The sequence below is a fragment of the Stenotrophomonas sp. GD03930 genome (genome assembly GCF_029839665.1).
Lineage (GTDB): Bacteria > Pseudomonadota > Gammaproteobacteria > Xanthomonadales > Xanthomonadaceae > Stenotrophomonas > Stenotrophomonas forensis.
The window spans coordinates 241,454-267,495 of record NZ_JAOCAV010000004.1 but is presented as its reverse complement, the minus strand read 5'-3'; the positions used below and the strand labels follow the sequence as shown (position 1 = coordinate 267,495).

Here is a 26,042-nt window from a genome sequence, read left to right as displayed (position 1 = left end):
CCTCGTATGGATGACCGGGATTGCGCAGCAGTCTGTGACCTCAACTCCGGTTGAGGTCAAATACATCCGACGCAACAGAGTAGTCCGGCACGCGCAACGATCCTGTCCGTTGTGGAGCCGAGCACGGGCTCGGCGCTACAGTTCCCGGATCACGTCCAGGCCGGATCGGCAGTGAAATCGATGGTCAGCCAGAACGTGCTGCCACGTGCATCCAGCCGTACCGCGATCTCGTCACGCATCGCATCGACCTGGCCCACCGAGCCCAGCGGTGTCGCCGGGTCGGCCAGCACATGGATCTCGATGAAGCGCATCCGCCCCATCTTCGCCACGTGGCTGGTGAAGCCGGCATAGCCGCGCTCGGCCACGAACGCCTGCATCACCTGCTGCACGCGCCGGTCCAGGTCATCCGGCGCCACCTGCAGCACTTCACGCATGGCCTTCCACGCGCTGCGCGCCGGCACCGGCAGTACCGCCAGGCTGATCAACGCCAGCACGATCGAATCCAGGTATGGCACCCAGTGGTGCCACTGGCCGCCGTGCAGGACCAGCGCCAGCACGAAGGCCAGCACCACGGCCAGGCTCATCAATCCGCCCAGCAGCCAGCCACGCACGTCCAGCCACAGCAACGCCGAGCGCAGGCGCCGCGCACGCTGCGCGACGAACGCGGCCATTGCCAGGTTGCTGGCACTCAGCAACGCCGCCCACCACAGCGCGGGCCCGAACTTCACTTCGTGCCCGCCCGTGGTCAGGCCAATCACCGCGTTGGCCAGCGCATACACGCAGGCCAGCGACAGAATCACCCCACCGAGTGCCTCCACCATCGGCTCCAGGTGCCAGTAACCGTACTGGAAGCGCGGGCTCTGTTCCCGCGCCACCAGCCGCAGTACCGACAACGACACCAGCGTCAGGGCAACGTCGACCAGACTGTAGATACCATCGAACAGGATGGCCTGCGATCCCACCAGCAGGCCACCGATGAAGCCGACCGCGCTGACCGCGATGGTCACCCCGATCGAGAACTTCAGGATGCGTTGCTCGCGCGCAGTATCCATCGTTCGCCGAAGGGCCGACCGTCGCCGGTCAGGCCTTCAGCACCTCCACCCTGTACGAGGCCTCATCGCCATCGTGCTCGATGATCAGCCCGTGCACGTCCGACTCGAAGCCCGGGAAACGGGCATTCTGCTCGCGGGCGATGCGCAGCGACTGGATGATCGGCTCGTCGCTGTCGCCGAAGCGTTCGCCCGGCATGATGGTCGGAATGCCCGGCGGGTACGGCACCAGCATGGTGGCGGCGACGCGGCCACTGAGCTGCTCGATGTCGACCCGCTCGATCTCGCCCTTCACCAGGTGATTGTAGGCGTCGGCCGGGGTCATCACCGGGGTCGGCAGGTCCACGTACATTTCGCGCATCACCTTGGCCACCGAGAATTCCTGGTTGAACGCGTGCAGCGCATCGCACAGGTCACGCAGGCCCCAGCCGGCATAGGCATTGGGGTAGTCAGCGGCCAGCGACGGCAGTGCCTGGCTCAGCGGCGCGTTGCGGTCGTACAGCTCCTTGAACGCCATCAGCTCGGTGACCAGCGTACTCCACTTGCCTTTGGTGATGCCCATCGAGAACAGGAACAGCACCGAGTACAGGTTGGTCTTCTCCACGGTGATGCCGCGGCCCCACAGGAACTTGCTCAGCACCGCCGCCGGGATGCCCAGCTTGCCCATGCTGCCGTCCATCGCCAGCCCCGGGGTCAGCAGGGTTACCTTGATCGGGTCGATCAGCACATAGTCGTCAACCAGATTCTCGAAGCCGTGCCAGTGCGCATCCGGCTGCAGGTACCACTCCTCGCGCTTGGCCACCAGCGGTGCCGGCGTATCGCCCTTGTCCAGGCTGCGCTCGAGCTTGGTGGGCTGCCACACGCTGAACCACCAGTCGTCGCGGCCGAGGTCATCGCGCACGTGCAGCATCGCGCGGCGGAAGGCGATCGCCTCGTCATGCATTTCCTGCACCAGCGAGCGGCCGGCGTCACCTTCCATCATCTTCGAGGCCACGTCACAGGCCGCAATCACCCCGTAATGCGGGCTGGTCGAGGTGTGCATCATGAACGACTCGTTGAAGCGCTCGGCGTCCAGGTTGCGATGTGCGGAATTGCGCACGTGGATCATCGACGCCTGCGAGAACGCGGCCAGCAGCTTGTGGGTGGAATGGGTGGTGAAGATGATCGCATCCTGCTCACGTGGCTTGCCCTTGGCCATGCCGTAGTGGTTCTCGTAGAACGGATGGAACGCGGCGTAGGCGTACCAGGCTTCGTCGAAGTGCAGGAAGTCGACCGCGCTGCCGATCTCGTCGGCGATCTTCTCGGCGTTGTAGCACAGGCCGTCGTAGGTCGAGTTGGTGACCACCGCGATGCGCGGCTTGGAGCCGGCCTGGTAGGCCTTGCTGGCCAGCGGATTGGCGGCGATGCGCTGCTGCAGCGATTCCGGCGTGAACTGGTCCAGGCTGATCGGGCCAATGATGCCGTGCGCGTTGCGGCTGGGGGTGAAGTACACCGGCACCGCGCCGGTCATGATCAGCGCGTGCAGCAGCGACTTGTGGCAATTGCGATCGACGAACACCACGTCGCCACGCGCCACCGTACCGTGCCACACGATCTTGTTGGCGGTGGAGGTGCCGTTGGTGACGAAGAAGGTATGGTCGGCGCCGAAGTTGCGCGCTGCCTCGTTCTCGGCATCCTTGATCGGGCCGGTGTGGTCGAGCAGCGAACCCAGCTCCGGCACCGAGATCGACAGATCGCTGCGCAGGGTGTTCTCACCGTAGAACTGGTGGAAGGCGCGGCCGACCGGCGACTTGGTGAACGCCACGCCGCCGGCATGGCCCGGCGTATGCCAGGAGTAGTTCGACTCGGCCGCATGGTGGATCAGGGCCTTGAAGAACGGCGGCAGCAGGTTCTTCATGTAGTCTTCGGCCGCACGCATCACCTGCCGCGAGATGAAGCTCTTGGTGTCTTCAAACAGGAAGATGAAGCCATGGATGTACTTGAGCAGCTTGCTCGGCACCTTCTCGATGGTACGGCGCTCGCCGTACAGGAACACCGGCAGGTTGGCGCGGCGCGCGCTCTGCTCACGCAGGAACGCGGTCAGGCGCTGGAACTCGCCGTCCACCTCTTCGCTGCCATCGATCGAGATCAGCACGGCCGAAGCGGCCACGTAGGTGCGGGCACCGGCACGGGCATCATCCAGGTTCAGGCCGCACAGCACGCGCTGGTCGTTGCTGCGCAGCTCTTCCACCAGCGCACGGATCAGGATGCCACCGATGCGCGGCGACTCGTAGTCGTTGTCGATGACAATGACCGGATAGTCCAGGGACTTGAAGTACACGTTGATTCTCCTTGTCTAACTCAGGAACGCTGGGCGCCGGCGCTGATCGCCGAGGCCTCGCGGGCGCGCTGCCGCTGCTGGCGGCGCTCCTCGCTGAAGAAGGGATAGAACACGGTGATGAACAGCACGAACAGGAAGGCGTACTGCACGATGGTTCCCGACGAGCCGTAGATCGCCCACAGGCAGTACACGACGGTCAGGCTGGTCAGGGTCCAGAACGCTCCGGTATGGACCAGCGTGTGCGAACGCTCGACCACGAAGTAGCACGCCACGCACGAGTAGATGTAGGGCAGCAGCGTCAGCACCACCGCCGCCGACGTGATCACGTCGAACTGCGCGGACGCGGTTTCCGAGGTGGAGGTGACCAGCACGGCCAGGGTCATCAGCACGGCCACGATCAGCACGCCCTTGACCGGCACGTCATCCTTGTTGGTCTTGCTGAAGATGCTCGGGAACAGGCCGTCATCCGACGCCGCCTTGGCGCTCTGCGCGGTCAGCAGGATCCAGCCGCCCAGCGAACCGGCAGCACCGATGAAGGCGCACAGGCTGACCAGCGCACCGCCCCAGCCACCGACCGCCTTGGCCGCGGCCAGCGCAAACGGCGCATCGGAGGTCTGCAGTTCACCGTTGGGCACCATGCCCATGATCACCGAGGAGCTGGCGATATAGGCGATGGCAGCCAGGAACACGCCCGCCAGCGTGGCCCGGGCCACGTTCTTTTCCGGGTTCTCGACCACGCCGGCGGTCACCGAGGCCGATTCGACGCCGATGAAGGCCCACAGGGTCAGTGCCGCGGCGCTGGAGATCGCGCCGAAGTTGGATTCACCGGACACGTTGTAGGCGCCCTTGAAGATGTCGGCATCGAAGAAGAACCAGCCGAAGATGGCGATGCCCAGGATCGGCACCAGCGCGAAGCTGGTGGTGACCGTCTGCACGCGGCTGACGAAGGCCGGGCCGATCATGTTGGCAAAGCTCAGCGCCCATACCAGCACCAGCACCGCGATGCAGCGCACCAGCGGTTCGGACAGGATCGGGAAGAAGTAGCTGAAGTACCCCACCGCGGCGATCGGAATGGCGACATTACCGATCCAGTTGGCGAACCAGTAGATGGTGTTGGTCTGGAAGCCCATGTACGGCCCGAACCAGTCACGCGCGTAGGCATAAGGACCACCCGCCTTCGGTGCCAGCTTGCCCAGCTTGGCGAACACGAAGGCCAGCAGCAACGCGCCGGCAGTGGTGATCAGCCAGCCCCAGATCGAGGCGGTGCCGATCTTGGCCAGGCTGGACGGCAACAGGAACACACCCGAGCCCATCATGTTGCCGGCGACGAGGAAGGTGGCTCCGACCACCCCGATTTTCTTTGCTTCTGCCATGACAATCTCCTGTACTGGCATGAGCCCGGTACGGCCGGGCGTGGGGACGGTTGCGCTGGCGTACGGCCGCTGGCGCTTACTTGATGAAGTTGTATTGCAGGCTGCCCTGCACCCGGACCGTGTCGCCGCGCGTGCCGCCCTGCTGTTCCAGGCGGCCGTACAGCAGCTCCATGCCCATCGTCCACGACGGCGCCGGGCTCCAGATCAGGTTGAACACGCCGTAGCGGCTCTGCCGGAACGCGTCGGCCGCCAGTGCCGCATTCCGCTCCAGGGTCAACTGGCCGAAGATCAGGTTCGAGCGCCACAGCTCGGACCAGTAATGGGTGTAGCCCACGAAGCCACCATGCAGGTCCAATGCATCCAGGCGGCCATCGGCGCCGACCACGGCATCCAGCCCGGAGCCGGTCAGGTCGGCGGTGTAGCGACTTAGGCCGCGGCCACCCAGGGCACCAAACAACAACAGGTCGCGCTCGCCCACCGAGGCCGAGCCACTGAGCTGCAGGCCGCCGGCCATGCGCCGGTCGCGCTCGCCATCGCCGTCATAGGCCAGGCTGCGCGCCACCGCACCCAGTTGCAGATGGCCCCAGTCACGCTCCATGCGCGCGGTCACCGTCACATCGGGCAGGCGGTTCACTGCGGCCCGTTCCTCGGTGGCCCCGGCCAGTTCGGTCTTCGGGTCTTCAGCGGCGACGGTGAGCGTGTTGCCCTTGCCCATCGCGAAGCTGTGGTGGATGCCCGCCACCAGCAGATAACCGGCACCGCCCGGCCCTGCGAAATCCAGCGTGTCGGGCAGGCTGTCCGGGTCCATGAAGCTGGAGTAGCCGTAGCCGGCGTAGGTATTGCCAAGCTGGCCATAGGCATGGCGCAGCCGGAACTCGTAGCCATCGCTGCTGCCGAAGAAGTCGTTTTCCAGGTAGAAGCGCAGATTGCCGTGCGTGGTCGGTCGCCGCGCCTCGAAACTGAAGCGGGTCTGCTTGGCATGGATGTTGAAGTTGGACACGTCGCGATGACTGCCCCCCACCGGCATCGACGAGGGAATGAACTGGTCTTCGTCACCCGCCGCGCGCGAGTCGGCAATGGCATCGAGCTTGGCGTAGCCCCCGATGCGGATCACCGTGTCGGTTCCCGGGATGGCAAAGAAGCCCTTCAGATCGGGATCGGTCGGGCCCGCCGCACTGTCCGGACGCGATGCGGCGGTGGACGGGTCAGCCACGGAGTCGCGTTGCGGCAGCACCGGCTGTGCCACACCCGGCACCTGGGTGCGATGGACTACATCGGTCGCAGCCGTCGTTGCAGCACCAGCTGCTACAGGCGCTGCCGGCATCTGCGCCAACGCAGGCGCAGGCGTCGCGTCGCGTTGTTCAAGCCGATCCAGGCGCTGCTGCATGCCTTCCAGCGCCTGCCGCATGGCGGCAATCTCGCGCCGCAGTGCCTGTGTATCCTCCGCATCGTGCTGTTGCGCATACGCTGGCGTGATCGCCAGTGCACCCAGACACGCCAGACTCAGTACCGCCACACGCATTGCATCCTCCCCGGACGAACATTCGCATCACGTTCCCGGAGCGCACGCATGCGCCACCCTGGCCTCGCGTTGCCGTTGCTGGAAATGCAGGTACTGCGTCGACGACACCGGTCAGCCTGCGCGTGGCAGGCAACAGAACGATGACACTGTCCTGCCTGCCCCCATGTCGACTCCATCAAGGCCGCGCTGCCAGAGAGGTGGCGACCGCAGCGGTCTGGGTAACAAGCAGGGAGTGAGAGTGTCGTGAATGGCTGAGCCGGCCGACCCCGATTGGGGGCTGGCGAACGCGGCATCCATCGCGTAGTGACGCTGTATTCCATGCGTCACAGGCTAATCCGGCTGTCGTTCTTGGCCTTGATTGGAATCAAGGCGCGATGCTTGATGTCAGTCACGATTCAGACGTGACGAAGAACAGGTGCTGCGCAGGTGGCTGTGCCCGCCTGGGCCGCTGAACGCAGCAGGCCCGCATGTCACCATGCGGGCCTGCGGTTCACGTCATGCGATGCGGGTTCCGATCAGCGCGGGCCGAGCACCGTCTGCAGGTCATCCCCCTGCGGCAGGCCGGCACGACGCTGCACCTGGCCCTGTGCATCCTGGAACAGAATGCCCGGAGTACCCTGGAAGCCCATCTCGATCATCAACACCTGGTTGGCATCGAGTTTGCCCGCGATTTCGCGGCTGATGCTTGGCAGCGCCTTGATGCCACCGCGGTCGAACTGGTGCTCGTTCTCGAGCAGCGCCGCACTCGGGTCGCGCGCCGACAGGATGGCCGCAGCCTTGGCCGGGCTGTCCTCGCGGATTACGCCGACCATGATGTGCCGCAGCTGCACCTTGCCTGCATCGACCCATGGGCGGGCCGCTTCCCAGAACTTGTGGCAGTACGGGCAGTTGGCATCGCTGAAGGTATAGACCACACGCGGCGCGTCGGCCTTGCCATCACGCACCCAGGCACTGGACTCCAGCTTGGTCCACATCTTGGCCGACATCGGCGCAGCGACCAGCTTCTCCACTGCATCGGCAGCCACGTCGTTGCCTTCGGCATCGAACAGGCTGCCGACCAGCACATGCTTGCCGTCAGCGGTGACGTAGGCCGCAGCCGGCTGCTGCCCCCCCACCACACCGGCGAAGCCACGCAGTCCACCCGGCGCATCGAATTCGGCAACCACTTCGAAGCCGTGCTTTTCGATGCCCTTCAACACTGCGGGACGGTCACCCTTGGCAGCGGCCGGCGCGCTTGCCGCCGGTGCCGGCGCAGCTTTGCCTGGCGGAGTCTGGGCCTGGCTGCAGGCGGCCAATGCCAGCATGACCGGCAACAACAGCAACGCCGGAGCGGTGCGCAGGGAAGTCGACAACATGGGAACTCCGTAGTGAGATGCCCGCGCAGGCTACCGCAGCCGGCGCAGTTTGTGTTCAAGACCAGCGGCGGTCAGTTCGCCCAGGTGCAGTTCACGCAGGCGCCCGTCGGCATCGAAAAAGAGGGTCGAAGGATAGGCCTGCACGCCCAGCACGGTTGATGCGGCCGCGTCGTCGTCCAGCAACACGTTCCCCAGCACCAGCCGCTCGTCGGCGAGAAAACCCTGGACCTCATCCAGGGTTTCGCCTTGATTGAGGAATACGAACTGCACATCGGCATGTGCCTGCTGCGCCGCGGCCAGCACCGGCATTTCTCGGCGGCAGGGGCCACACCATGTGGCCCACAGATTCAGTACCAGCGGCGAGCCCCGGAACTGTTGCAGATCAACCTGGCCACCCTGCAGATCCGTCACCTGCAGCGTCGGCAATGGCATCTGGCGCTCCTGCCACAGCGACAATACCTGGCTCCCTCCAAACCAGAGCAATACGCCGACCAGGGCCGCTGTCAGCACCGGCGCACGTAACACGGGCCATCGGCGCAGGCGCCACAGCCCCCACGCAAGCCCCGCCAGCACCACCACCACCAGATGATAGCCACCATCGGTGATCTGAAGAATGCTCCAGGGCGCGCCACGATACAGCGCGAAATTCAGTGCCACGAAACTGATGCGACCGCACAGCAGGCCGATCAGGAGCATGTCCAGCACCATGCTGGCCGCCGACGGCAGCGGCTCCGGGGCGTTTCCGCGTGGCCACAGGCGGGCAACCGCCATGGCCAGCGCAGCGCACACAAGAATCAACACCACCGGCATCGGAACCGGTCCAACACTCGACATCAACCCACCTGTTCAATCATTCATCCACTCCATGGTCGAAGCGTCACGCCCAGGTTGCAAGCACGACTGCAACATCGATGTCTCACGCGGCGCTTCGCCCCAGCTGCGCACCCGTCGGCGCCTGCAGCCCACGCAGGCTGCCTGCGACCGAAGGCATCAGCGGCCGCTCGCGTCGCTTGCAGCTGACGTGGCGGCGATAGTTGGCGGGCGTCATGCCCACAATGCGAAGGAACAGGCGCCGGAACGCGCTCTGGTCGGCATAGCCCACCCCCCAGGCCACTTCGTCGATACCGGCGCCCTGCTGCAGCAGCGTCTGCGCCTTGGCGATGCGCAGCCGCTGGCAATACTCGATGGGCCGCAGACCGGTGGCCCGGAGGAAGCGTCGCTGCAGCGTCCGCGGTTCCAGCCCGGAAACCTCACAGATCGCGGCCAGGGTGGCACCACGCGCGGCGGTCGTATGCAGCCAGCGCTGCGCCTTCAATACATCGCGATCACCATGCGCGAAATTGGCGCTGAAGCGCTCCAGATCCTGCTGTACCCCATCCGGCACCGTGATGCCCAACTGTTGCGCCACCGCGCTGGCCACCCCCTGTCCATGCAGCCGGTACAGCAGCCGAAGCCCCAGGAAACGCCACGCCTGCGAGCCGCCGACGGTCAGCAGATCGCCGTCATCGACCAGCGCACGCTCGCTCGGCACCCAGCTCACGGCCTGCGCCTGCAACCCCGGGTGTCGCCCCAGATCAGGCCCGCTGACCGTTCGCCCGGCCAGCAGGCCCGCACGCGCAAGAACGCTCACACCTTCGCTGGCTGCAGCCAGCAGGCTGCCACCGTCATAGTGGGCACGCAGCCAGTCCAACACGACTTCTTCGGCACGCAGGCAGGTGCCGGGACTGATCTGCCCGGGAACGGCGATCACCGCAGGAATGGCGGCATCGAGCATTTCCGCACCGGCGATGCGGTGCACACCAGTCTGACTGGCGGGTACGATCCAGCGCGTGACCAGCACACGCTTGAACGGCCGGCGCTGTTGCTGGGCCAGACGATTGGCGACATGAGCCATCTCAGCCAGTACGGAAGCGGCGGACGGATCGCCTCCCGGGTACTCGACCACCGCGACCTCGACGAATCCCTCGTTCCTGATTCCATCCACAGACCACCTCCTCGGTTTGTTACAGGCCATCGAACGGCCGGTTCAGGCGAAGGGTAGGAACTGGTCCCGCGGCGGGGCTATGAAGAAAGTTGCAAAGTGCCCTGAATACGCACTTCGGGCCCAGCCTTGACCCTCGACCAGACTCCAGGCTTCACAATGAGCGGCAGCACCTGCAGGAATCCGCCATGAACATTGGACAACTGGCCCGCCAGGCCGGCGTGCCGATCGATACCGTCCGCTACTACGAGCGGCAGCAGCTGCTGCCGACGGCGGCGCGCTCGGCCGGTGGCTACCGCATCTTCGGCGAGCCGGACCTGCGCAGGCTGCGCTTCATCCGCCGCGCCAAAGCGCTGGGCTTCAGCCTGGACGAGATCGGCGAACTGCTCGCGCTCAGCGATCGTCACTCGCAGGACATGGGCAGCGTGCGCGACACCGCCCAGGCCCGCCTGCAGGACATCGCGCAACGGATGGCCGAACTGCAGCGCATGCACACCGCGCTTTCGCAGCTGGTCGACGCCTGCCCCGGGCATGGTGCGCTGGATCAATGCCCGATCCTGGCGGCGCTGACCGGCGACAACGCGTAGCCACGGCGACAGGAATCTGCCGCGCAGCGTGCGTGAAGAAAAGTGCAACAAATGCTTGCCAACCCCCTGGGGCAAGGCTATTATTTCGCTCCTCAGCGACGTGGGGCCATAGCTCAGCTGGGAGAGCGCCTGCATGGCATGCAGGAGGTCAGCGGTTCGATCCCGCTTGGCTCCACCAATCTTTCGGCATTAGGCCGTCGAAAGGTCGCTAAAGAACATTGATGAGAATTGCGTCCCCATCGTCTAGAGGCCTAGGACATCACCCTTTCACGGTGGCGACCGGGGTTCGAATCCCCGTGGGGACGCCACTCATCACGAACAACGAGGACCCGGCCGATAACCGGGTCTTTTTTGTTCACCGCCTACCGGCATTCAGGTTGTGGCGTTGCGGTTCCCCTGCCCCTGTGGCTTCGGATGAACCGGGACGAAAAAAGTTGAAAAAGGCTTCCACAAACGTGAACACGCAGGTATGATAGGCGGCTCGGTAACACGGGGCCATAGCTCAGCTGGGAGAGCGCCTGCATGGCATGCAGGAGGTCAGCGGTTCGATCCCGCTTGGCTCCACCACTTTCGACATTAGGCCGTCGAAGGTTCTACAACTTGAAGTTTTTCGTGCGTCCCCATCGTCTAGAGGCCTAGGACATCACCCTTTCACGGTGGCGACCGGGGTTCGAATCCCCGTGGGGACGCCAGTTTCAAACGGACTCTGCTCCCGGCAGATCATCCGAGGTTTCATCGGGGCCATAGCTCAGCTGGGAGAGCGCCTGCATGGCATGCAGGAGGTCAGCGGTTCGATCCCGCTTGGCTCCACCACTTCGACATTAGGCCGTCGAAGGTTCTACAACTTGAAGTTTTTCGTGCGTCCCCATCGTCTAGAGGCCTAGGACATCACCCTTTCACGGTGGCGACCGGGGTTCGAATCCCCGTGGGGACGCCAATTCTTGAGAACCCCGGCTTCGGCCGGGGTTTTTCTTTGCCTGGAATCCAGGCACTCATTTCAGAAGCGCCGATACATCCCGATCGACGCCGGCGCGGTGGGCGCGAAGCCGAACTGTGCATACAACCGGTGCGCTTCACCATCGGCCAGCAGGCTGACGTACGCCGACGGCGGCAGGCTGGCCCGCATCCAGTCGTCCAGCCGCCGCATCACCTCCTTGCCCAGGCCCTGCCCCTGCAGGCGTGGCAGCACGGCGATGTCGCAGACCTGCAGGTGGCAGCCGTCATCGCCGACGATGCGCCCCATCGCTACCAGCTCATTGCCCTGGTAGGCGCATACGCCGAACAGGGTATTGGGCAATGCGCGCGCAGCGGCTTCCTGATGCTTGGCACTGAGGCCTGCCAGTACACGCAGCCGGCAGTAGTCCTCGACCGTGGGCACGGCTTCGCGGAACTGGCAGGTGGCGGATTCATTCATGCGGCATCTCCTGATGGGTCGGGCTATCCTGCCGCATCCACGTCGCAGCCGCTGCGACCCACACCGGCAGAGTTCGCATGTGCTATTCCGCCCTGATCCGCGCCGACTACGCCAAGCTGGTGCGCGAGTTCGGCGCCATTCTCTCGCTGGAGGAATTCGCCGAGCTGTACGCGCACGATCCCGGCAAGAAGCGCCCGAAAACCCCAAAAGCCATGGACGACGGCTTTGCCGGCGCGCGCACGGAACAGGGCCGCGACATCGTGGCAAAGATCCAGCAATGGCATGCCCAGGAGCAGCAGGCACTGGAGGCCGAGCTGGTCCGGCAGCGCGAACGACGCGATATCGCCCACGCCACGCTGGCGACCCGCCCCACCCAGAAGGCGCGCAACGACCTGCGCGTGGCCGGCAACCGCATCGAGCGCGCGCAGGCCCGGCTGGAGGATCTGCATCGGGTGCAGCTGCTGCCGCGCGACAACCGCATCTTCCCGGGCACCTACGCACCGGTCATGGTCAGCGACAACGGCCAGCGGGTGATCAAGCCGATGCGCTACCAGTGCCGGCTGCCGGACACGCCAGCACGCAACGACGTGCTCTACCCCGGCACCTACAATGCACGGCGCGACAGCCTGGAAGGCTACTGGCGCGGCGCATTCGGGCTGCGCCATGGGGTCGTGGTCGTGCAGGCGTTCTATGAGCACGTGCCCCGCCACGCCATCGACGCACGCACGCTGGGCGCCGACGAGAAGGAACAGGACGTGGTGCTGGAATTCCGCCCCGATCCGCCACGCGACCTGCTGCTGGCCTGCCTGTGGGCGGAGTGGGAAGGGCCGGAAGGCCGGCTGCTGTCGTTTGCCACGATCACCGACGCCCCGCCACCCGATGTCGCCGCCGCCGGGCATGACCGCGGCGTGGTGCCGATCCGCCGGGAGCACCTGGACGCCTGGCTCAATCCGGACCCGGATGACCTGGCCCTGCAATACCGCATCCTCGACGACCGCGAGGACATCCGCTACGTGTACGACGAAGCCGGATGAACACCACGCGCCTATGAAAAACCCCGCCTGGGCGGGGTTTCTGGATCAGGGGTTGCCGCCGCACATCGCCTCTTCGCAGAAGGCTTGTTCCTGCAGGCACTGCTCGACCTCACCGCCGCGCGCGATGCAGCTCTTGTAGAGCTGGAAGCAGGGCTGGCCGCACCATGCCGCAGTCGCGGTACCACCGAAGACCGCCATCGAAAGGACACCCGCGGCAACCATGCGCTTGATCCACTTCTTCATGCCACTCTCCTTGTAGGCCTGAGCATTCAGGCCACGGCAGCATACGCCGGTCCTCTCCGCCGGGGCCAATCAGGCCTTGACGCGGGAATGCCCCACCGCGCGCACCAGCGCCTTGGACAGATCCACCGACAGGTACGGCTTGACCAGCAGCACCCCGGCCAGCATCGACGCCGGCAACTGCTCGGCCAGCATGCCGGTGGCCAGCACGAACGGCACACCGCGTGCCGACAGCGCTGCCGCCACGGGCTCGCTGGTCTCGTTGCGGGCCAGGCGATAGTCGAGCAGGGCCACGTCCGGCGCCGAATCCTCCAGCAGGCGCAGCGCTTCGTCCACGCTCGCCGCCAACCCGACCACGGTCGCGCCGGCATGCACCAGCTGCATCTGCAGCAGCGCGGCACTCATTTCGTCGTTCTCGACCACCAGCACCCTCAGGTCCTGCAACACTGTCATCGGCTACCGCTCCTGGAGGTATTCACGCCGCCGCAGTATAGCCACCACGGGGCCGATGCCGACAGGAAGCGCCCCGAATGGCCCTGCCCCTATGAAAGCCCTGCCGACCTCGGTTACACTCACGCGCTGCCTGCCGGTGTGGCGGAATGGTATACGCAGCTGACTCAAAATCAGCCGGGGGTGACCCCATGAAGGTTCGAGTCCTTTCACCGGCACCACTGCATCAAAGGCCAGGTCCATGACCTGGCCTTTTGCTTTTCCAGGCCCAGGGTGTCCACACTGCCCGGCATGCCTGCGTCGAATGTGCCGTCACTTCCAGACACCTTGCCCGCACGTCTGCGCCCCCTGCGGACCGATGATGCGGCCGCATGGTCCCGCTACCTCTCTCTGCCGGGCGTGATCGAACACACCAGCTGGGGCGACATCTCGGAACACGCCTTGCGCCAGCAGGTCGCCCGCTACATGCCGGGCGGCCCCGATCAGCGCTGGGCGCTGGCCGATGCCGAGGACGGGTTGATCGGCACCATCGGCTTGAACGGCATCGATCTCCTGCACGGCCGCGCCGAGCTCGCGTATGACCTCGACCCGCATTGGCAGGGACAAGGGCTGGCCACCCATGCGGCGCGCGCAGTGCTCGACTGGGGGCACGCAGTACGCCGCCTGGTCCGCATCCAGGCGACTGTCCTCGACAGCAATGCCCGCTCGATCGCCGTGCTGGAACGCCTCGGCATGCAGCGGGAAGGCCTGCTGCACGCCTATCGCCGTGTACGGGGGCAGCCCCGCAATTTCTGGATGTTCGCCCATCTCGAAGGTACGGCCACGCCCCCTCGCTGAAACACAACTGCGACTTGTGACAACGTTGGCATTAGACGCAGCGCACACTTTTCTTGCCAGCCTCACGCACATCTGCCTATCGTGATCGCGCCGGATCGGGGCGGGGGAATGCATGACGTTGCGTGCAGCACTGTTTTTTGTGGTCACGCACGCGCTCGTCATTGCCTTGATCGGCCCGCAGGAGCCGGTCGGCTCCTACCTGATGCTGATCACCGCCCCACTGCTGGCCGCACTGGCCTGCGCGCGGCGTGCACGCGACAGCCGCGCGGCCTGCAAATGGCGGATGCTTGGCGCCGCCGTCGCGCTGTTCTCGCTTGCATTGCTGGCCCTGCTGTACCGCAACGTGGCTGGCCTCGATCCCGCGCAGATGACCGTGTCATCGCTGATCCTGTACGTGTTCTACCGGATTCCCCTGACCTACGTCGCCGCCAGCCCGGGAGGCGGAAGCCGCGCCATCCGTGCGGTGGACCTGTCGATCATTGCACTGCTGTGGCTGCTGTACTACGTGCACACCCAGGCCATGGCCCCGCTGAACCCCGCGTTGTGGACGCAGTGCCTGAAGACGATGAGCAGCGTGCAGAACAGCCTGGTGTTCTGCTTCGCACTGATCCGCTTCATTGCCGAGGACAATCCCGACCGCCGCGATTTCTTCCGGACACTGACCCTCTACACACTGGGCTACTTCCTGCTGGCGCTCTACATCAACACCTACCAGCCGCAACTGCCCGATGGCAGCTGGGGGGACCTGCTGATCAGCGGACTGTTCGTGCTGCTGGCAGTGATGGCCGGCAGCCGTCGTCGCCGCGCCGCGGCGGAGATTTCCCTCACTCTGCGGCGCATCGTCGATGCCGGCGTGCCGTTGATGCTGCCCCTGCTGTTGATGATGGTGGCGCTACTGGTCGCCCGCCTGCAGCCGACCCTGGCCACGCTGGGCTTCCTCGGCGCCCTGCTCGGCTATGCCCTGCGCAGTGTGCTGAGCCAGATCGACATCCAGCGCCAGCGCGATGAACTGGAAACGCTGGCCCGGCGCGATGCGCTCACCGGGCTGGGCAACCGGCGCAGCTTCGATGAATCACTCGGCGCGGCCCACCGCCGTGCCCGCCGCCAGGGCCTGGGCCTGGCGGTGCTGATGATCGACATCGATCACTTCAAGCGGCTCAATGATACCTATGGGCACCCGGAGGGTGACCGCCGCCTGCGCGCGGTTGCCGCGATCCTCGATGGTTGCCTGCAGCGCGGCGATGACCTGCTGGCCCGCTACGGTGGCGAGGAGTTCATCGCCGCCCTGCCCTCGGCCGAGGCAATGCACGCGCTGGAGCTGGGCGAACGGCTGCGCGCCGCCGTCGAAAGCGCCGCACTGCCGGCTGCAGACGGCCAGGTGACCATCAGCGTGGGCGTGGCCTGGCAGGCCGCCGGCGATGAGCGCGAACCCAGTGACCTGGTCGCTCACGCCGACCAGGCCCTGTATCGCGCCAAGCGTGACGGGCGCAACTGCGTGCACCTCGCCCCGGCGCCCGGCACCGCCGAGGCCCCGTCCGGCCAGCGCGCCTAGACCGCGCGCAGCGCCGGTACCCCATGCGCATGGCCAGCCCCTTCCTGGACACGGAAGCTGGCCACGGTCTGCAACAGGTGCGCCGACTGCTCCTCCATGCTGCGCGCGGCAGCCGAGGCCTCTTCGACCAGGGCCGCGTTCTGCTGGGTGCCCTGGTCGATCAGGTCCACCGCATGGTTCATCTGCTGGATGTCATCGCTCTGCTGTTGCGAGGCGGTGCTGATCTCGGTCATCAGATCGCTGACCCGGCGCACGTTGGTCACGATCTCGTCCATGGTGCGGCCGGCACTCTCGACCTGGGCGGTACCGGCCCCGACGTTGGCCACCGACTCATCGATCAGCTGCTTGATCTCCTTGGCGGCGCTGGCCGAACGCTGCGACAGCTCGCGGATCTCGGTGGCGACCACCGCGAAGCCGCGGCCATGTTCGCCGGCACGCGCAGCCTCCACCGCGGCATTCAGTGCGAGGATGTTGGTCTGGAAGGCGATGCCATCGATCACTCCGATGATGTCGACGATGCGCCGCGAAGATGCATTGATCACCGCCATCGTCTCCACCACCTCGTGCACCACGCTGCCGCCCCGTGCGGCGACATCGGCCGCCCCACCGGCCAGCTGGCTGGCCTGGCGCGCGTTGGTGGCGGTGCGCTGCACTGTCTCGGCGAGCCCCTTCATCGACACCGCGGTTTCCTCCAGCGACGCCGCCTGCTGCTCGGTGCGCTGCGACAGGTCGCTGTTGCCCTGGGCGATCTCGGTCGCACCGACCGCGATGGTATCGGCGGCGAACTTGATCTGGCCGATGATCGCGGCCATCGCCTCGACCAGCGAGTTGACGCCGTCGCACAGTTCGGCGATCGCGCCCTGCTTGTCGGCCGTGGCCACGCGCCGGGTCAGATCGCCCTGCTTGGCTGCGGCCACCACCTCGCGGGTCTGCGCAACCGCACGCTGCATCGCCTGGTTCTCATGCACCTGCGCGGTGATGTCGGTGGCGTACTTGACGACCTTGAACGGTTTGCCGTTGAGGTCGAGGATCGGATTGTAGGAGGCCTGGATCCAGACTTCGCGCCCGCCCTTGCCGAGGCGGCGGTACTGCCCGGCATCGTATTCGCCGCGCCCGAGCTTTTCCCAGAACCGGAGGTATTCATCGCTGCTGCGATGCCCCGGCTCGACGAACAGCGAATGATGCTGGCCACGCACCTCATCAAGGCTGTAGCCGGTGGTGGCGAGGAAGTTGTCGTTGGCCGAGAGGATGCGGCCATCCATGCTGAACTCGATCACCGCCTGCGACTTTCCAATCGCGGCAAGCTGCCCCGCGGAATCGGCCGCCTGCAGCTTCTGCGCCGTGATGTCGGTGGCGAACTTGACCACCTTGTACGGCCGCCCCTGCTGGTCAAGAACCGGGTTGTACGACGCCTGGATCCAGATCTCGCGCTGGCCCTTGCCGAAGCGACGGTACTGCCCGGCATCGTACTCGCCGCGCCCGAGCCTCGCCCAGAAATCACGGTATTCCGCGCTGCGTGCCAGTTCGGGATCGACGAACAGCGAATGGTGCTTGCCCTGGATCTCGTCCAGCCGGTAGCCCATCGCCTGCAGGAAGTTGTCATTGGCCTGCAGGATGGTGCCGTCGAGTGCGAACTCGATGACCGCCTGCACGCGGTGCAACGCCGCAACCTGGGCTTCGAGCTCGGCGCGGTGGGTCGCCGCCGGCTCGGTGCGGGTGCGCTGCTGCGGGGCCAGCGCGCCCAGCAGCGCACGCCACGGCGACCAACGGGTATGCAGCTCGGCCGGCGCCTGCGCGCCCGCCGTGAAGCCTGGAATGAGCATTGTCTGATCCTCGGTGTCCGGTAAGCGGTTGCGACCCGACGGGCGGGATGCCCGGCGGCAACTTCAGTTGCTTGGGACTACAGGTACCGGGTGGGCACCCCTCGAGCGGCTGGCAAGAACATCTGGTGCGGGTGCGATCGGCATCTGGGAGCGGCGGAACACACAGCGCGGACCGCCCATCGGGGGCAGCCTGGGGTCCTGCAGCGGGTGACTGGAGCGGGATCCAGAGGGGATATCGGCGATGGGGCGGGCGGCTTTAGCGGGATTCCGCGACGCCTGTCTCAACTTGCGATGCTATTGCTGGGATGCGGTAGACAATCGCGATGTACTTCACAGCTTGCTCACGCGCGACGGGGACACCGCCGAGGGATTCCGCCAGGCGCCGGCTGGGCGCGTTCTGCTCGGCTACCGGGTAACGGAATGCGGCGCAGTCCAGCCGCAGGGATGCGGACGCCAGCACCGCCGACACGGCTTCGCGGCCATAGCCCTGCCCATGCATGGATTCAGCGATCCAGATGCCCAGCTCGGGTTCCGCATCACCGGTACGATGCAGGCCTGCCAGGCCAAGGAAGGTGTGGTCCGTGCGGCGGCGGATGACGAATGTGAAGTCCGAACCATCGGCGATGGTGAGCAACCACGCGCGCCAGACCACGGCGAATGCCTGCTCCGATGCCGGCGGATCGAACGCCATGTAGCGGGTCAGCCCCGGCGTGATCGCGATGAACGCCTCGCCTGCGTCATCCGTTGTGAAGGGCCGAAGGCTCAGCCGCGGGCTGCCGATGGTCCAGTCGCTGGCACGCGGGATAGGGGTCGTCGTTGCCTTCATTGAGCACAGGCTCGCCCGAACGTCGATGCAGATCAAGCCGAAAAGGTTTGCATGACCAACGGGAGATTCCGAGGCAGATGAAAATGGCCAGCATGCAGCGGACTGCAGGACGTTCACTGACACGGAGATCGCATGTTCACACGCTTGGCCAGCTTCCTGATCCTGGGCCTGTGCAGCGCCGGCGCCCTGGCCGCCGATGCCCCCTATCGCCCGACCTTCCATCCCGACCAGTTGAAGGGGCCGCCCGCCGGGCGCCCGAACGAAGTGCTGGTACTGGGCAGCACGCACTTGTCCGGGCTGCCCAAGACCTTCCAGCCGGCCCTGCTTGAGCCGTTGCTGCAGCGGCTGGTCGCCTGGAAACCCGAGCTGATCGCCACCGAGGATCTGTCCGGCCTGCAGTGTGATTTCATGCGCCGCTACCCCGCCCGCTACGCGGAAAGCGTGGCCACCTACTGCTTCGACACTTCGGCCGCACAGGCCGCGACCGGGCTGGACGTGCCCGCTGCGAACACCGAGGTCGAGCGCCTGCTCTCGAACTGGCCAGATGATCCGACGCCTGCCCAGCGTCGTCGGCTGGCCGCACTGTTCCTGGCGGCGGGCGAACGGGGATCGGCCCAGGTGCAGTGGCTGCGCCTGGCCGCCGCCGAACGCAAGGACGGCGACGGGCTGAGCGCGGCCCTGGTCGAGTTCCTCGACCAAGGCCTGGCTCGCCGCAATGAAACGAATCTGATCGCTGCCGAAGTCGCTGCGCGCCTCGGCCATGAGCGTCTCTGGGCCGTGGACGACCACACCGCCGATTCGCCCACGCCTGCCGAGGACGAAGCGGCGGCCAGCGCCGCCATCACCGGCGCCTGGAAGAACAAGCACTCGCAGGCGCGGCGGGACGCCGACAAGCGCCTGGTGGCCGACCTGGACAAGCCCGACGGCGTGCTGGCGCTGTACAGGGCCTACAACAGCCCCGCAGCGGCGATGGACGCGTACCGGAGCGACTTCGGCGCGACACTCGTCGAGCCGTCAGCCAAGGCGTTCGGCAGGATGTATGTCGGCTATTGGGAAACCCGCAACCTGCGCATGGTCGCCAACATGCGCGACGTGCTGGGCCTGCACCCCGGCAGCCGCATGCTGGCCATCGTCGGTGCCTCGCACAAGGGCTACTACGAGGCTTACCTCAACCAGATGCACGATGTGCAGCTGGTCAGTGCGGACGCAGTATTGCGCTGACGGTGGATGGTGCCGGCCCTGCGTCGGCACTATCCTGCAGGGCCCGCGTTGCAGGTACCGACATGCTCAAGGTGATCGCCGAGGATTTCATCCATCCCGATGCCGTGGAAACCGTGCTTCCGCTTTACCGGGAGCTGGTCGCGTGCACGCAGCGCGAGCCGCTGTGCGTCAGCTATGAACTGTTCGTTGACCAGAAGGATCCCGGGCACTTCGTCTTCATCGAGCTCTGGCCGGACCGCGCCGCGCTCGACCTCCACTGCGCCAGCGACCACTTCCAGCGCCTGGTGCCACAGATCAACGCCTTCCAGCGTGCGCCCTGCCGGTTCGTGCTGATGGAAGCCGCTGCGCTGTAGATCACGGGGCGGCGGTTCGTGGTGATGGCCGGTTGGCCCGCCACAGCACCGCGCTTGCGGCCAGCGTGCAGGCCAGTGTCAGCACCAGCAACGCTACAACGCCGCCGTGCAGCAGCGGCAGCAACGCCTGCGCATGCAGGTCGCCTCGCAGTTGTTCCAGGCGCAAGCCGCCGGCCAGCGCCAGGCACCAGCCAATCATCGCCGGTGCGTAGGCGGCGACGACAGTTCGATTCCAGGCCATCATCGTGCACTCTCCTGTCCGGGGTGGATGGGGCGATTGTTCCGCCCCGCCCTCTCACAGGCTGAGACCGCCTCCAGCGGCTATCGCGACCAGCCTCCGCCCAGCGCCGCCATCAACGCCGCGCTGGCCTGCAGCTGCCGGCTCTGGATGTCCTGCAGCCCCAACTGCGCCTGGCGGGCATCGGTCTGCGCGCTGACCACGTCCAGGTAGCTCACCGCACCACCGGTGTAACGGTCATTGGCGATCTGCTCGGCACGCCGCGCCGCAGTCACCGCATCCTGCTCGTGGCCGCGCTGCGCATCGAGCTGGCGCAGCAGGGTCAACTGGTCTTCCACCTGGCGGATCGCGGCCAGCACGGTGGCCCGGTACTGCGCCGAGGCCGCGTCGAACTCGGCATAGGCCTCGGCCTTGGCCGCCTTGCGACGGCCGCCATCGAACACCGGCAGCGCCGCCAGCGGACCCAGCGCCCAGTAGCGGTTACCCGCGTCGAGCAGGGCACTGCCACCCGAGGTCTGGCCACCCAGCAGGCCGCTGAGACTGAGCTGCGGGAACCACGCGGCGCGCGCCACACCGATGCCCGCATTGGCAGCGAACACCCGGCGCTCAGCGGCAGCGATATCCGGCCGTCGCTGCAGCAGGCTGCTGGGCAGATCGGCAGGCACCGATGGCAGGGCTGGCAGACCCGCGTCGGCGATGACGAAGCCGGTGGCCGGCGCGCCAACCAGTTCGGCGATGGCATGCCGCAGCAGTTCATGGCGGCCGTCGAGCGCATCCAGATCGGCTTGCGCGCTGGCCAGTTGGTGCTGCGCCCGCGATACGTCCAGTTGCGAAGCGATCTCGCCACGGAAACGGTCTTCGGTCAGCGCCAACGCCTGCCGGTAGTCCTCGATGCTGTCATGCAGGATCGCCTGCTGCGCCTCGGCGCCGCGAAGCTGCAGATAGAGCCCGGCCAACTGCTGCGACAGGCTCAGCCGCGCAGCGGCAAGGTCATCGCCACTGGCTTCGGCACGCGCCTTGCCCGCGGCAGCCGCGTTGCGCAGGCGGCCCCACAGATCAAGGTCGAACGACAGCGAGAACGTGGCGGTATTGCTGTCATAGATGGCTGGCTGGGTGGCGCTGCGCAGCGGCTTGTCATCGGACTGCCGCTGGCGCACCGGGCCGGTACTGAAGCCGACCTGCGGCGCCCGCGCCGATGCCACTTCACCTGCTGCGGCACGCGCTGCATCGTAGTGCGCCACGGCCAACGCCAGGCTCGGGTTGGCTGCGCCCAACTGCTGTTGCAGCCGGTCCAGCACCGGGTCCTGGAAGGCCTGCCACCACGCCTGTGGCAGCGCCCCTGATCCGGCAGCGGCCCCTGCACGTTCATAGGCCACCGGAACTGCCACCGCTGGCACCTGGTAGGCGGGCGCCAGCGAGCAGCCAGCCAATGCCAGCGCCACCGCCGCCAGTACAGCAGCGCGTTCAGCCGCGGGCATGCGTGGGCTCCTGTCCGCCGGCCACCACATGCACCCGGTCACCTTCGCGCAGTGCATCAGGCGGATTGGGAATGACCCTGTCCCCGGCCTGCAGGCCACGGTCGACGCGCAGCGTGCTGCCCAGGTCACTGGCGATATGGATGTCGCGCAGGTGCACGATGTCCTTGCTGTCGACCACCGCCACCTGGGTGCCCTTGGCCCGGAAGATCAACACATCCGCTGGCACGCTCACGCCAGCTCCTCCGCCCTGCAGTGGCAGCGTCACTTCCGCGTAGCTGCCGGGCAGCAGTGCGCCATCGGCATTGTCGACCACGAACTGTGCCAGCAGGGTGCCGGAACTGCGGTCGATCGCGCTGGAGTCTCCCTGCAGGATCGCGGTGAAGTGGCGTCCCTCCTGGCCCGGTACTTGCAAGGTTGCCTGCAGCCCGGGATGGATGCTGGCCGCGCTGTTCTGCGGTACCGGCACCATCAGGCGCAGGCGTCGGGTATCGGCGATGTTGAACAACTCGCGCCCGCTGTCATCGGCGCGGATCAACTGGCCGACATCGGTCTGCCGCGAGGTGACGGTGCCATCGAACGGCGCACGCAAGGTGCGGTAACGACCGAGTTCCTGCAGCCGCGCGTAGTCGGCCTGCGCCGCTTCCACGCTGGCCTGTGCGGCCACCGCATTGGCCTGCTTCTCGTCGGCTTCCTGGCGCGATACCGAATGGCTGCCGAGCATGCCCTGCCAGCGCTCGGCGCTGACCTTGGCCAGCGCCGCGTCGGCCTGCACCTGCAGCAGGTGGGCATGCGCCTGCGCGATCTGCTGGTCCAGCTCCGGGCTGTCGATTACCGCCAGCACCTGCCCCGCCTTCACCGGCTGGCCGATGTCGGCGCTCCACGACTTCAGGTAGCCGCCCACGCGGGCGTGGATCGGTGCTTCGGTCCAGGCACTCAGGTGCGACGGCAGTGTCATCGTTCCCGCAGCACCCCGCGCCCCGGCGGTGACCACCTGCACCGACGGCACCGCCTGGCGCTCGGTCCACTCGACCACGGCGTGTGCCTGCTGCGCGCGCAGGGCCAGGCCACCGGCAACGAGGATGACCACCACGGCGGCGGCCAGGACCAGAGGACGGCGCAGCGAATGCTGCGGCAGCGAAGACTCAGACATGCAGGGGTTCTCCGGCAGGAGCAGTACGGGTTTTACGGGAGTGGGCCAATGCGAACACCACCGGCACGAACAGCAGCGTGGCGCACGTGGCCAGCAGCAGGCCGCCGATCACCGCGCGGCCCAGCGGTGCATTCTGTTCAGTGGACAGTGCAGTCGGCAGCATGCCCAGGATCATCGCCAGCGCGGTCATGCAGACCGGGCGGAAGCGGGTAAACCCCCCTTCCAGTGCGGCCTTGACCGCGTCGCCGTGCTCGGCCAGGCGCTCGCGGCAGAAACTGACCACCAGGATCGAATTGGCCGTGGCCACGCCCATGCACAGGATGGCCCCGGTCAGCGCCGGCACCGACAACGTGGTGTGGGTCAGGAACAGCATCCAGACCACGCCTGCCAGGCCCGCCGGCAACGCGGTGATGATCACGAACGGATCGGTCCAGGACTGGAAGTTGATGACGATCAGCAGGTAGATCAGCACGATCGCGGCCAGCAGGCCGTAGCCGAGGCCGGTGAAGGCCACGTGCAACGCATCGATCTGGCCGTGCAGGCCAACCTCGGTGCCGCGCGGCCGCTGGCCTGCCATGCCATCGATGATCTTCTGCACGTCGGCCGCCACGGCGCCGAGATCGCGGCCCTGCACGCTGGCATATACGTCCAGCGTGGGTTGCACGTTGTAATGGGTAACGACCGCCGAACTGGAGCCGCGCTGGATCTCGGCCAGGCCACCGAGCACCTGTGGCACGCCACCACCGCTGCCGGTGACCGGCAGCGCCTGAAGTGCGGCCAGGCTGTCCATGCGGTACTGCGGCGTGGCGGCGACCACGCTGTAGGAGATGCCGTTCTTCGGGCTCAACCAGAATGTCGGGGCGACCTGGCCGCTACCGGCCAGCGACGCCACCATGCTGTTGGTGACATCGCGCTCGGTGATGCCCAGCCCATTGGCGCGAAGCCGATCGACCTCCACCTTCAGGGTCGGGTAGCCATCGGGTTGCTGCAGGCGCAGGTCGACCAGGCCCGGCACGTGGCGCAGGCGGCGCTGCAGTTCCTGCGCATAGGCGCGATTGCCGGCCGCATCCGGTCCGGCGATGCGCACGTCCAGCGGTGCCGGCGAACCGAAGTTGAGGATCTGGCTGCTGGTATCGGCGGGCAGAAACGCAAAGCTGGCGCCCGGGAAGGCCGAAGGCAGTACCTCGCGCAGGCGTCGCGCGTATTCGGCGGCATCGCCGTGACCCGGTTTCAGCGAGACCTGGATGTCACCATCCTGCGGACCGATGGTGCCGGTAGCGCTGTAAGCCATGTTGATGCCGGTCATCGGCAGGCCGAGGTTGTCGACGATGGCATCGATTTCCTGCGGCGGCAGTTCCTGGCGGATGCGCGCTTCGATGCGGTCGAATGATGCAGCGGTTTCCTCGATGCGCGTGCCCAAGGGCAGGCGCACATGCAGCGACAATGCACCGGCCTCGGTGGCAGGGAAGAAGTCCTGGCCCAGGGTTGGCAGCAGCGCGAAGGACACCAGCACGCAGGCCATGAAACCGAGCAGGAAGCGGCCCCGGTGCGCCAGTGCCAGGCCCAGCAGCGCGTGGTAGCGGTCGCGGGTGGCGGAGAATCCGGCTTCGAAGCGCTGCTGCCAGCGCACCAGCGTGGCCGCCATCCGTGCGCGACGCGGTTGCGGATGATCGCCTTCATGATGGTTGAGGAACGCATCCTCGGGATGATGGCCTGCCCCGCCCTCCACCCGGTGCGGACGCAACAGGTACAACGCCATGGTCGGCACCAGCGTGCGCGACAGCACGAACGAGCTGGCCATGGCGAAGATCACCGCCAGCGCCATCGGTCGGAACAGATAGCCGGCGATGCCGTCGAGCAGGAACATCGGCACGAACACGATGCAGATGCACAGCAGCGACACGAATGCCGGGCCAACGATCTGCGCGGCGCCATCAAGGATCGCCTCGCGTACGCCCTTGCCCTGCTCCAGGTGCCAGTTGACGTTCTCGATGGTGACGGTGGCATCGTCGACCAGGATGCCCACGGCCAGTGCCAGGCCACCCAGGGTCATCACATTGAGCGTCTGCCCGGCGGCGGAAAGCAGTGCGATGGCCGACAGCACCGCCAACGGAATCGAGGCGGCGATGATCACGGTCGAGCGCCAGCTGCCGAGGAACACCAGGATCATCACGCTGGTCAGCAGCGCGGCGATGATGCCCTCGCGGGCGACGCTGCTGATCGATTCACGCACGAAGGTGGACGCATCGCCGAGCAACGATATCTTCAGCGACGGCGGCAGGGTTTCGCCGATCTGCGGCAGCATGGCGCGGATACGGCTGACCAGGGTCAGGGTCGAGGCGTCGCCATTCTTCAGCGCCGCCATCAGCACCGAGTGGCCACCGTTGACCCGCACGATGTTGGTCTGCGGCGGCGAGCCATCGCGCACGTGGGCGACCTGGCCGATGGTGACCACCGCACCGTTGACGGTGCGGATCGGCAGGTCGTTCAGCGCTTCGATTTCGCTGGGGCTGTTGTTGAGCAACACGGTGAATTCGTTGCTGCCCAGCTTGGCGGTGCCGACCGGGGTGATCTGGTTCTGCGCGGCCAGCGCGTTGCCCACGTCCTGTGCGGACAGGCCCTTGGCCGCCATCGCCTGGGGGTCCAGATCGAGGGTGATCTGGCGCTGCCTGCCGCCGTAGGGTGCGGGGATGGCCATGCCGGGGATCGAGGTCAGCGGCGGGCGCACGGTGTTCTGCGCCAGGTCACGGATCTGCGATTCACCCAGGGTCGGGCTGGAGAACGCCATCTGCAGCACCGGCACGGTGGAGGCGCTGTAGTTGAGGATCAGCGGCGGGGTCATGCCGGCCGGCATCTGCTTGACGATGGTCTGCGAGATGGCGGTGATCTGCGCATTGGCGGTGCGGATGTCCACGCCGGGCTGGAAGAACACCTTGACCACGCCCATGCCCGCCAGCGACTGCGATTCGATGTGCTCGATGTCGTTGACGGTGGTGCTGAGCGCACGCTCATAGGGGGAAATCACGCGCCCGGCCATCGCATCCGGCGACAGGCCGGTGTACTGCCAGACCACGGCGATGACGGGGATGCCGATATCGGGGAATACATCGGTGGGGGTGCGCAGCGCGCTGAGCGGACCGACGATGCAGATGAAAATGGCCATCACCACGAAGGTATAAGGCTTGTTGAGCGCGGTCCTGACCAACCCGAGCATGCGGCTCTCCGACGGTGCCACTGCC

22 protein-coding genes and 7 tRNA genes are annotated in these 26,042 nt (G+C 66.5%); 13 read left to right on the top strand and 16 right to left on the bottom strand.

Annotated features, from left to right (window positions below; translation table 11 throughout):
• Nucleotides 1-149: 149 nt before the first annotated feature.
• From N5C18_RS19685 to N5C18_RS19655, 7 genes are all read right to left on the bottom strand, one after another.
• Nucleotides 150-1,052: a cation diffusion facilitator family transporter gene (locus N5C18_RS19685; RefSeq protein WP_279945461.1), complete on the bottom strand. Its 903-nt coding sequence runs from the start codon at nucleotides 1,050-1,052 to the stop codon at nucleotides 150-152.
• A gap of 28 nt (nucleotides 1,053-1,080) precedes the next feature.
• Entirely contained in the window at nucleotides 1,081-3,369 is a 2,289-nt protein-coding gene (locus N5C18_RS19680) for an Orn/Lys/Arg decarboxylase N-terminal domain-containing protein (RefSeq protein WP_279945460.1), read from the bottom strand.
• Between the two features lie 20 nt (nucleotides 3,370-3,389).
• On the bottom strand, nucleotides 3,390-4,742 hold the full coding sequence (gene adiC / locus N5C18_RS19675) for an arginine/agmatine antiporter (RefSeq protein WP_006461445.1): 1,353 nt from the start codon (nucleotides 4,740-4,742) through the stop codon (nucleotides 3,390-3,392).
• 76 nt (nucleotides 4,743-4,818) lie between these two features.
• Nucleotides 4,819-6,264 carry a DcaP family trimeric outer membrane transporter gene (locus tag N5C18_RS19670; protein WP_164242818.1) on the bottom strand — a complete coding sequence of 482 codons (1,446 nt, stop codon included), beginning with the start codon at nucleotides 6,262-6,264 and terminating at the stop codon, nucleotides 4,819-4,821.
• 515 nt (nucleotides 6,265-6,779) lie between these two features.
• Complete coding sequence (dsbG, locus tag N5C18_RS19665) at nucleotides 6,780-7,619, bottom strand: thiol:disulfide interchange protein DsbG (protein ID WP_053510838.1); 840 nt, start codon at nucleotides 7,617-7,619, stop codon at nucleotides 6,780-6,782.
• Between the two features lie 30 nt (nucleotides 7,620-7,649).
• On the bottom strand, nucleotides 7,650-8,453 hold the full coding sequence (locus tag N5C18_RS19660; protein ID WP_279945459.1) for a TlpA disulfide reductase family protein: 804 nt from the start codon (nucleotides 8,451-8,453) through the stop codon (nucleotides 7,650-7,652).
• 82 nt (nucleotides 8,454-8,535) lie between these two features.
• A complete protein-coding gene (locus tag N5C18_RS19655) occupies nucleotides 8,536-9,603 on the bottom strand; it encodes a helix-turn-helix domain-containing protein (RefSeq protein ID WP_053510834.1) in 1,068 nt (355 codons plus the stop codon).
• Nucleotides 9,604-9,788: 185 nt separating this feature from the next.
• Here N5C18_RS19655 and N5C18_RS19650 point away from each other — a divergent pair, with 185 nt between their 5' ends.
• The 7 genes from N5C18_RS19650 to N5C18_RS19620 all read left to right on the top strand — a co-directional run bounded on the left by N5C18_RS19650 (nucleotide 9,789) and on the right by N5C18_RS19620 (nucleotide 11,124).
• Nucleotides 9,789-10,187, top strand: a complete 399-nt coding sequence (locus N5C18_RS19650) for a heavy metal-responsive transcriptional regulator (protein ID WP_053450073.1) — start codon at nucleotides 9,789-9,791, stop codon at nucleotides 10,185-10,187.
• 102 nt (nucleotides 10,188-10,289) lie between these two features.
• Nucleotides 10,290-10,365, top strand: a tRNA-Ala gene (locus N5C18_RS19645).
• A 54-nt stretch (nucleotides 10,366-10,419) separates the two neighbouring features.
• Nucleotides 10,420-10,495 (top strand) — tRNA-Glu (locus N5C18_RS19640).
• 183 nt (nucleotides 10,496-10,678) lie between these two features.
• Nucleotides 10,679-10,754: transfer RNA gene (locus tag N5C18_RS19635), tRNA-Ala, on the top strand.
• 49 nt (nucleotides 10,755-10,803) lie between these two features.
• Nucleotides 10,804-10,879 (top strand) — tRNA-Glu (locus N5C18_RS19630).
• 45 nt (nucleotides 10,880-10,924) lie between these two features.
• Nucleotides 10,925-11,000 (top strand) — tRNA-Ala (locus N5C18_RS19625).
• Between the two features lie 48 nt (nucleotides 11,001-11,048).
• Nucleotides 11,049-11,124, top strand: a tRNA-Glu gene (locus N5C18_RS19620).
• A 60-nt stretch (nucleotides 11,125-11,184) separates the two neighbouring features.
• Here the strand turns inward: N5C18_RS19620 and N5C18_RS19615 are convergent.
• Nucleotides 11,185-11,601, bottom strand: coding sequence for a GNAT family N-acetyltransferase (locus N5C18_RS19615; protein WP_279945458.1), 417 nt, complete (start codon nucleotides 11,599-11,601; stop codon nucleotides 11,185-11,187).
• Nucleotides 11,602-11,678: 77 nt separating this feature from the next.
• On the opposite strand from N5C18_RS19615, the gene N5C18_RS19610 reads away from it, so the two are divergent.
• A complete protein-coding gene (locus N5C18_RS19610) occupies nucleotides 11,679-12,635 on the top strand; it encodes an SOS response-associated peptidase family protein (RefSeq protein ID WP_053511701.1) in 957 nt (318 codons plus the stop codon).
• A 45-nt stretch (nucleotides 12,636-12,680) separates the two neighbouring features.
• Here N5C18_RS19610 and N5C18_RS19605 read toward each other — a convergent pair whose 3' ends face one another.
• Entirely contained in the window at nucleotides 12,681-12,878 is a 198-nt protein-coding gene (locus tag N5C18_RS19605; RefSeq protein WP_006461763.1) for a hypothetical protein, read from the bottom strand.
• Nucleotides 12,879-12,947: 69 nt separating this feature from the next.
• Nucleotides 12,948-13,328, bottom strand: a complete 381-nt coding sequence (locus tag N5C18_RS19600; RefSeq protein WP_053511700.1) for a response regulator — start codon at nucleotides 13,326-13,328, stop codon at nucleotides 12,948-12,950.
• A 132-nt stretch (nucleotides 13,329-13,460) separates the two neighbouring features.
• On the opposite strand from N5C18_RS19600, the gene N5C18_RS19595 reads away from it, so the two are divergent.
• The 3 genes from N5C18_RS19595 to N5C18_RS19585 all read left to right on the top strand — a co-directional run bounded on the left by N5C18_RS19595 (nucleotide 13,461) and on the right by N5C18_RS19585 (nucleotide 15,714).
• Nucleotides 13,461-13,546 (top strand) — tRNA-Leu (locus N5C18_RS19595).
• 52 nt (nucleotides 13,547-13,598) lie between these two features.
• Nucleotides 13,599-14,162: a GNAT family protein gene (locus N5C18_RS19590; protein WP_239544540.1), complete on the top strand. Its 564-nt coding sequence runs from the start codon at nucleotides 13,599-13,601 to the stop codon at nucleotides 14,160-14,162.
• Between the two features lie 112 nt (nucleotides 14,163-14,274).
• Nucleotides 14,275-15,714: a GGDEF domain-containing protein gene (locus N5C18_RS19585; RefSeq protein ID WP_279945457.1), complete on the top strand. Its 1,440-nt coding sequence runs from the start codon at nucleotides 14,275-14,277 to the stop codon at nucleotides 15,712-15,714.
• Here N5C18_RS19585 and N5C18_RS19580 read toward each other — a convergent pair.
• On the bottom strand, nucleotides 15,711-17,537 hold the full coding sequence (locus N5C18_RS19580; RefSeq protein ID WP_164242774.1) for a methyl-accepting chemotaxis protein: 1,827 nt from the start codon (nucleotides 17,535-17,537) through the stop codon (nucleotides 15,711-15,713). The two genes, N5C18_RS19585 and N5C18_RS19580, sit on opposite strands and share 4 nt — an antisense overlap.
• Nucleotides 17,538-17,793: 256 nt before the next feature.
• Complete coding sequence (locus N5C18_RS19575; protein WP_239544536.1) at nucleotides 17,794-18,399, bottom strand: GNAT family N-acetyltransferase; 606 nt, start codon at nucleotides 18,397-18,399, stop codon at nucleotides 17,794-17,796.
• A gap of 96 nt (nucleotides 18,400-18,495) precedes the next feature.
• Between N5C18_RS19575 and N5C18_RS19570 the strand changes: the two genes are divergently transcribed.
• Nucleotides 18,496-19,584, top strand: coding sequence for a DUF5694 domain-containing protein (locus N5C18_RS19570; protein WP_279945456.1), 1,089 nt, complete (start codon nucleotides 18,496-18,498; stop codon nucleotides 19,582-19,584).
• A gap of 62 nt (nucleotides 19,585-19,646) precedes the next feature.
• Nucleotides 19,647-19,937 carry a putative quinol monooxygenase gene (locus N5C18_RS19565; RefSeq protein ID WP_053511695.1) on the top strand — a complete coding sequence of 97 codons (291 nt, stop codon included), beginning with the start codon at nucleotides 19,647-19,649 and terminating at the stop codon, nucleotides 19,935-19,937.
• Nucleotide 19,938: 1 nt separating this feature from the next.
• Here the strand turns inward: N5C18_RS19565 and N5C18_RS19560 are convergent, their stop codons facing one another.
• From N5C18_RS19560 to N5C18_RS19545, 4 genes are all read right to left on the bottom strand, one after another.
• Nucleotides 19,939-20,181: a hypothetical protein gene (locus N5C18_RS19560; protein WP_053511694.1), complete on the bottom strand. Its 243-nt coding sequence runs from the start codon at nucleotides 20,179-20,181 to the stop codon at nucleotides 19,939-19,941.
• 77 nt (nucleotides 20,182-20,258) lie between these two features.
• Complete coding sequence (locus tag N5C18_RS19555; RefSeq protein ID WP_279945455.1) at nucleotides 20,259-21,653, bottom strand: efflux transporter outer membrane subunit; 1,395 nt, start codon at nucleotides 21,651-21,653, stop codon at nucleotides 20,259-20,261.
• On the bottom strand, nucleotides 21,640-22,803 hold the full coding sequence (locus N5C18_RS19550) for an efflux RND transporter periplasmic adaptor subunit (protein ID WP_279945454.1): 1,164 nt from the start codon (nucleotides 22,801-22,803) through the stop codon (nucleotides 21,640-21,642). The genes N5C18_RS19555 and N5C18_RS19550 overlap by 14 nt, the downstream gene beginning before the upstream one ends.
• On the bottom strand, nucleotides 22,796-26,017 hold the full coding sequence (locus N5C18_RS19545) for an efflux RND transporter permease subunit (protein WP_279945453.1): 3,222 nt from the start codon (nucleotides 26,015-26,017) through the stop codon (nucleotides 22,796-22,798). The genes N5C18_RS19550 and N5C18_RS19545 overlap by 8 nt, the downstream gene beginning before the upstream one ends.
• Nucleotides 26,018-26,042 lie beyond the last annotated feature (25 nt).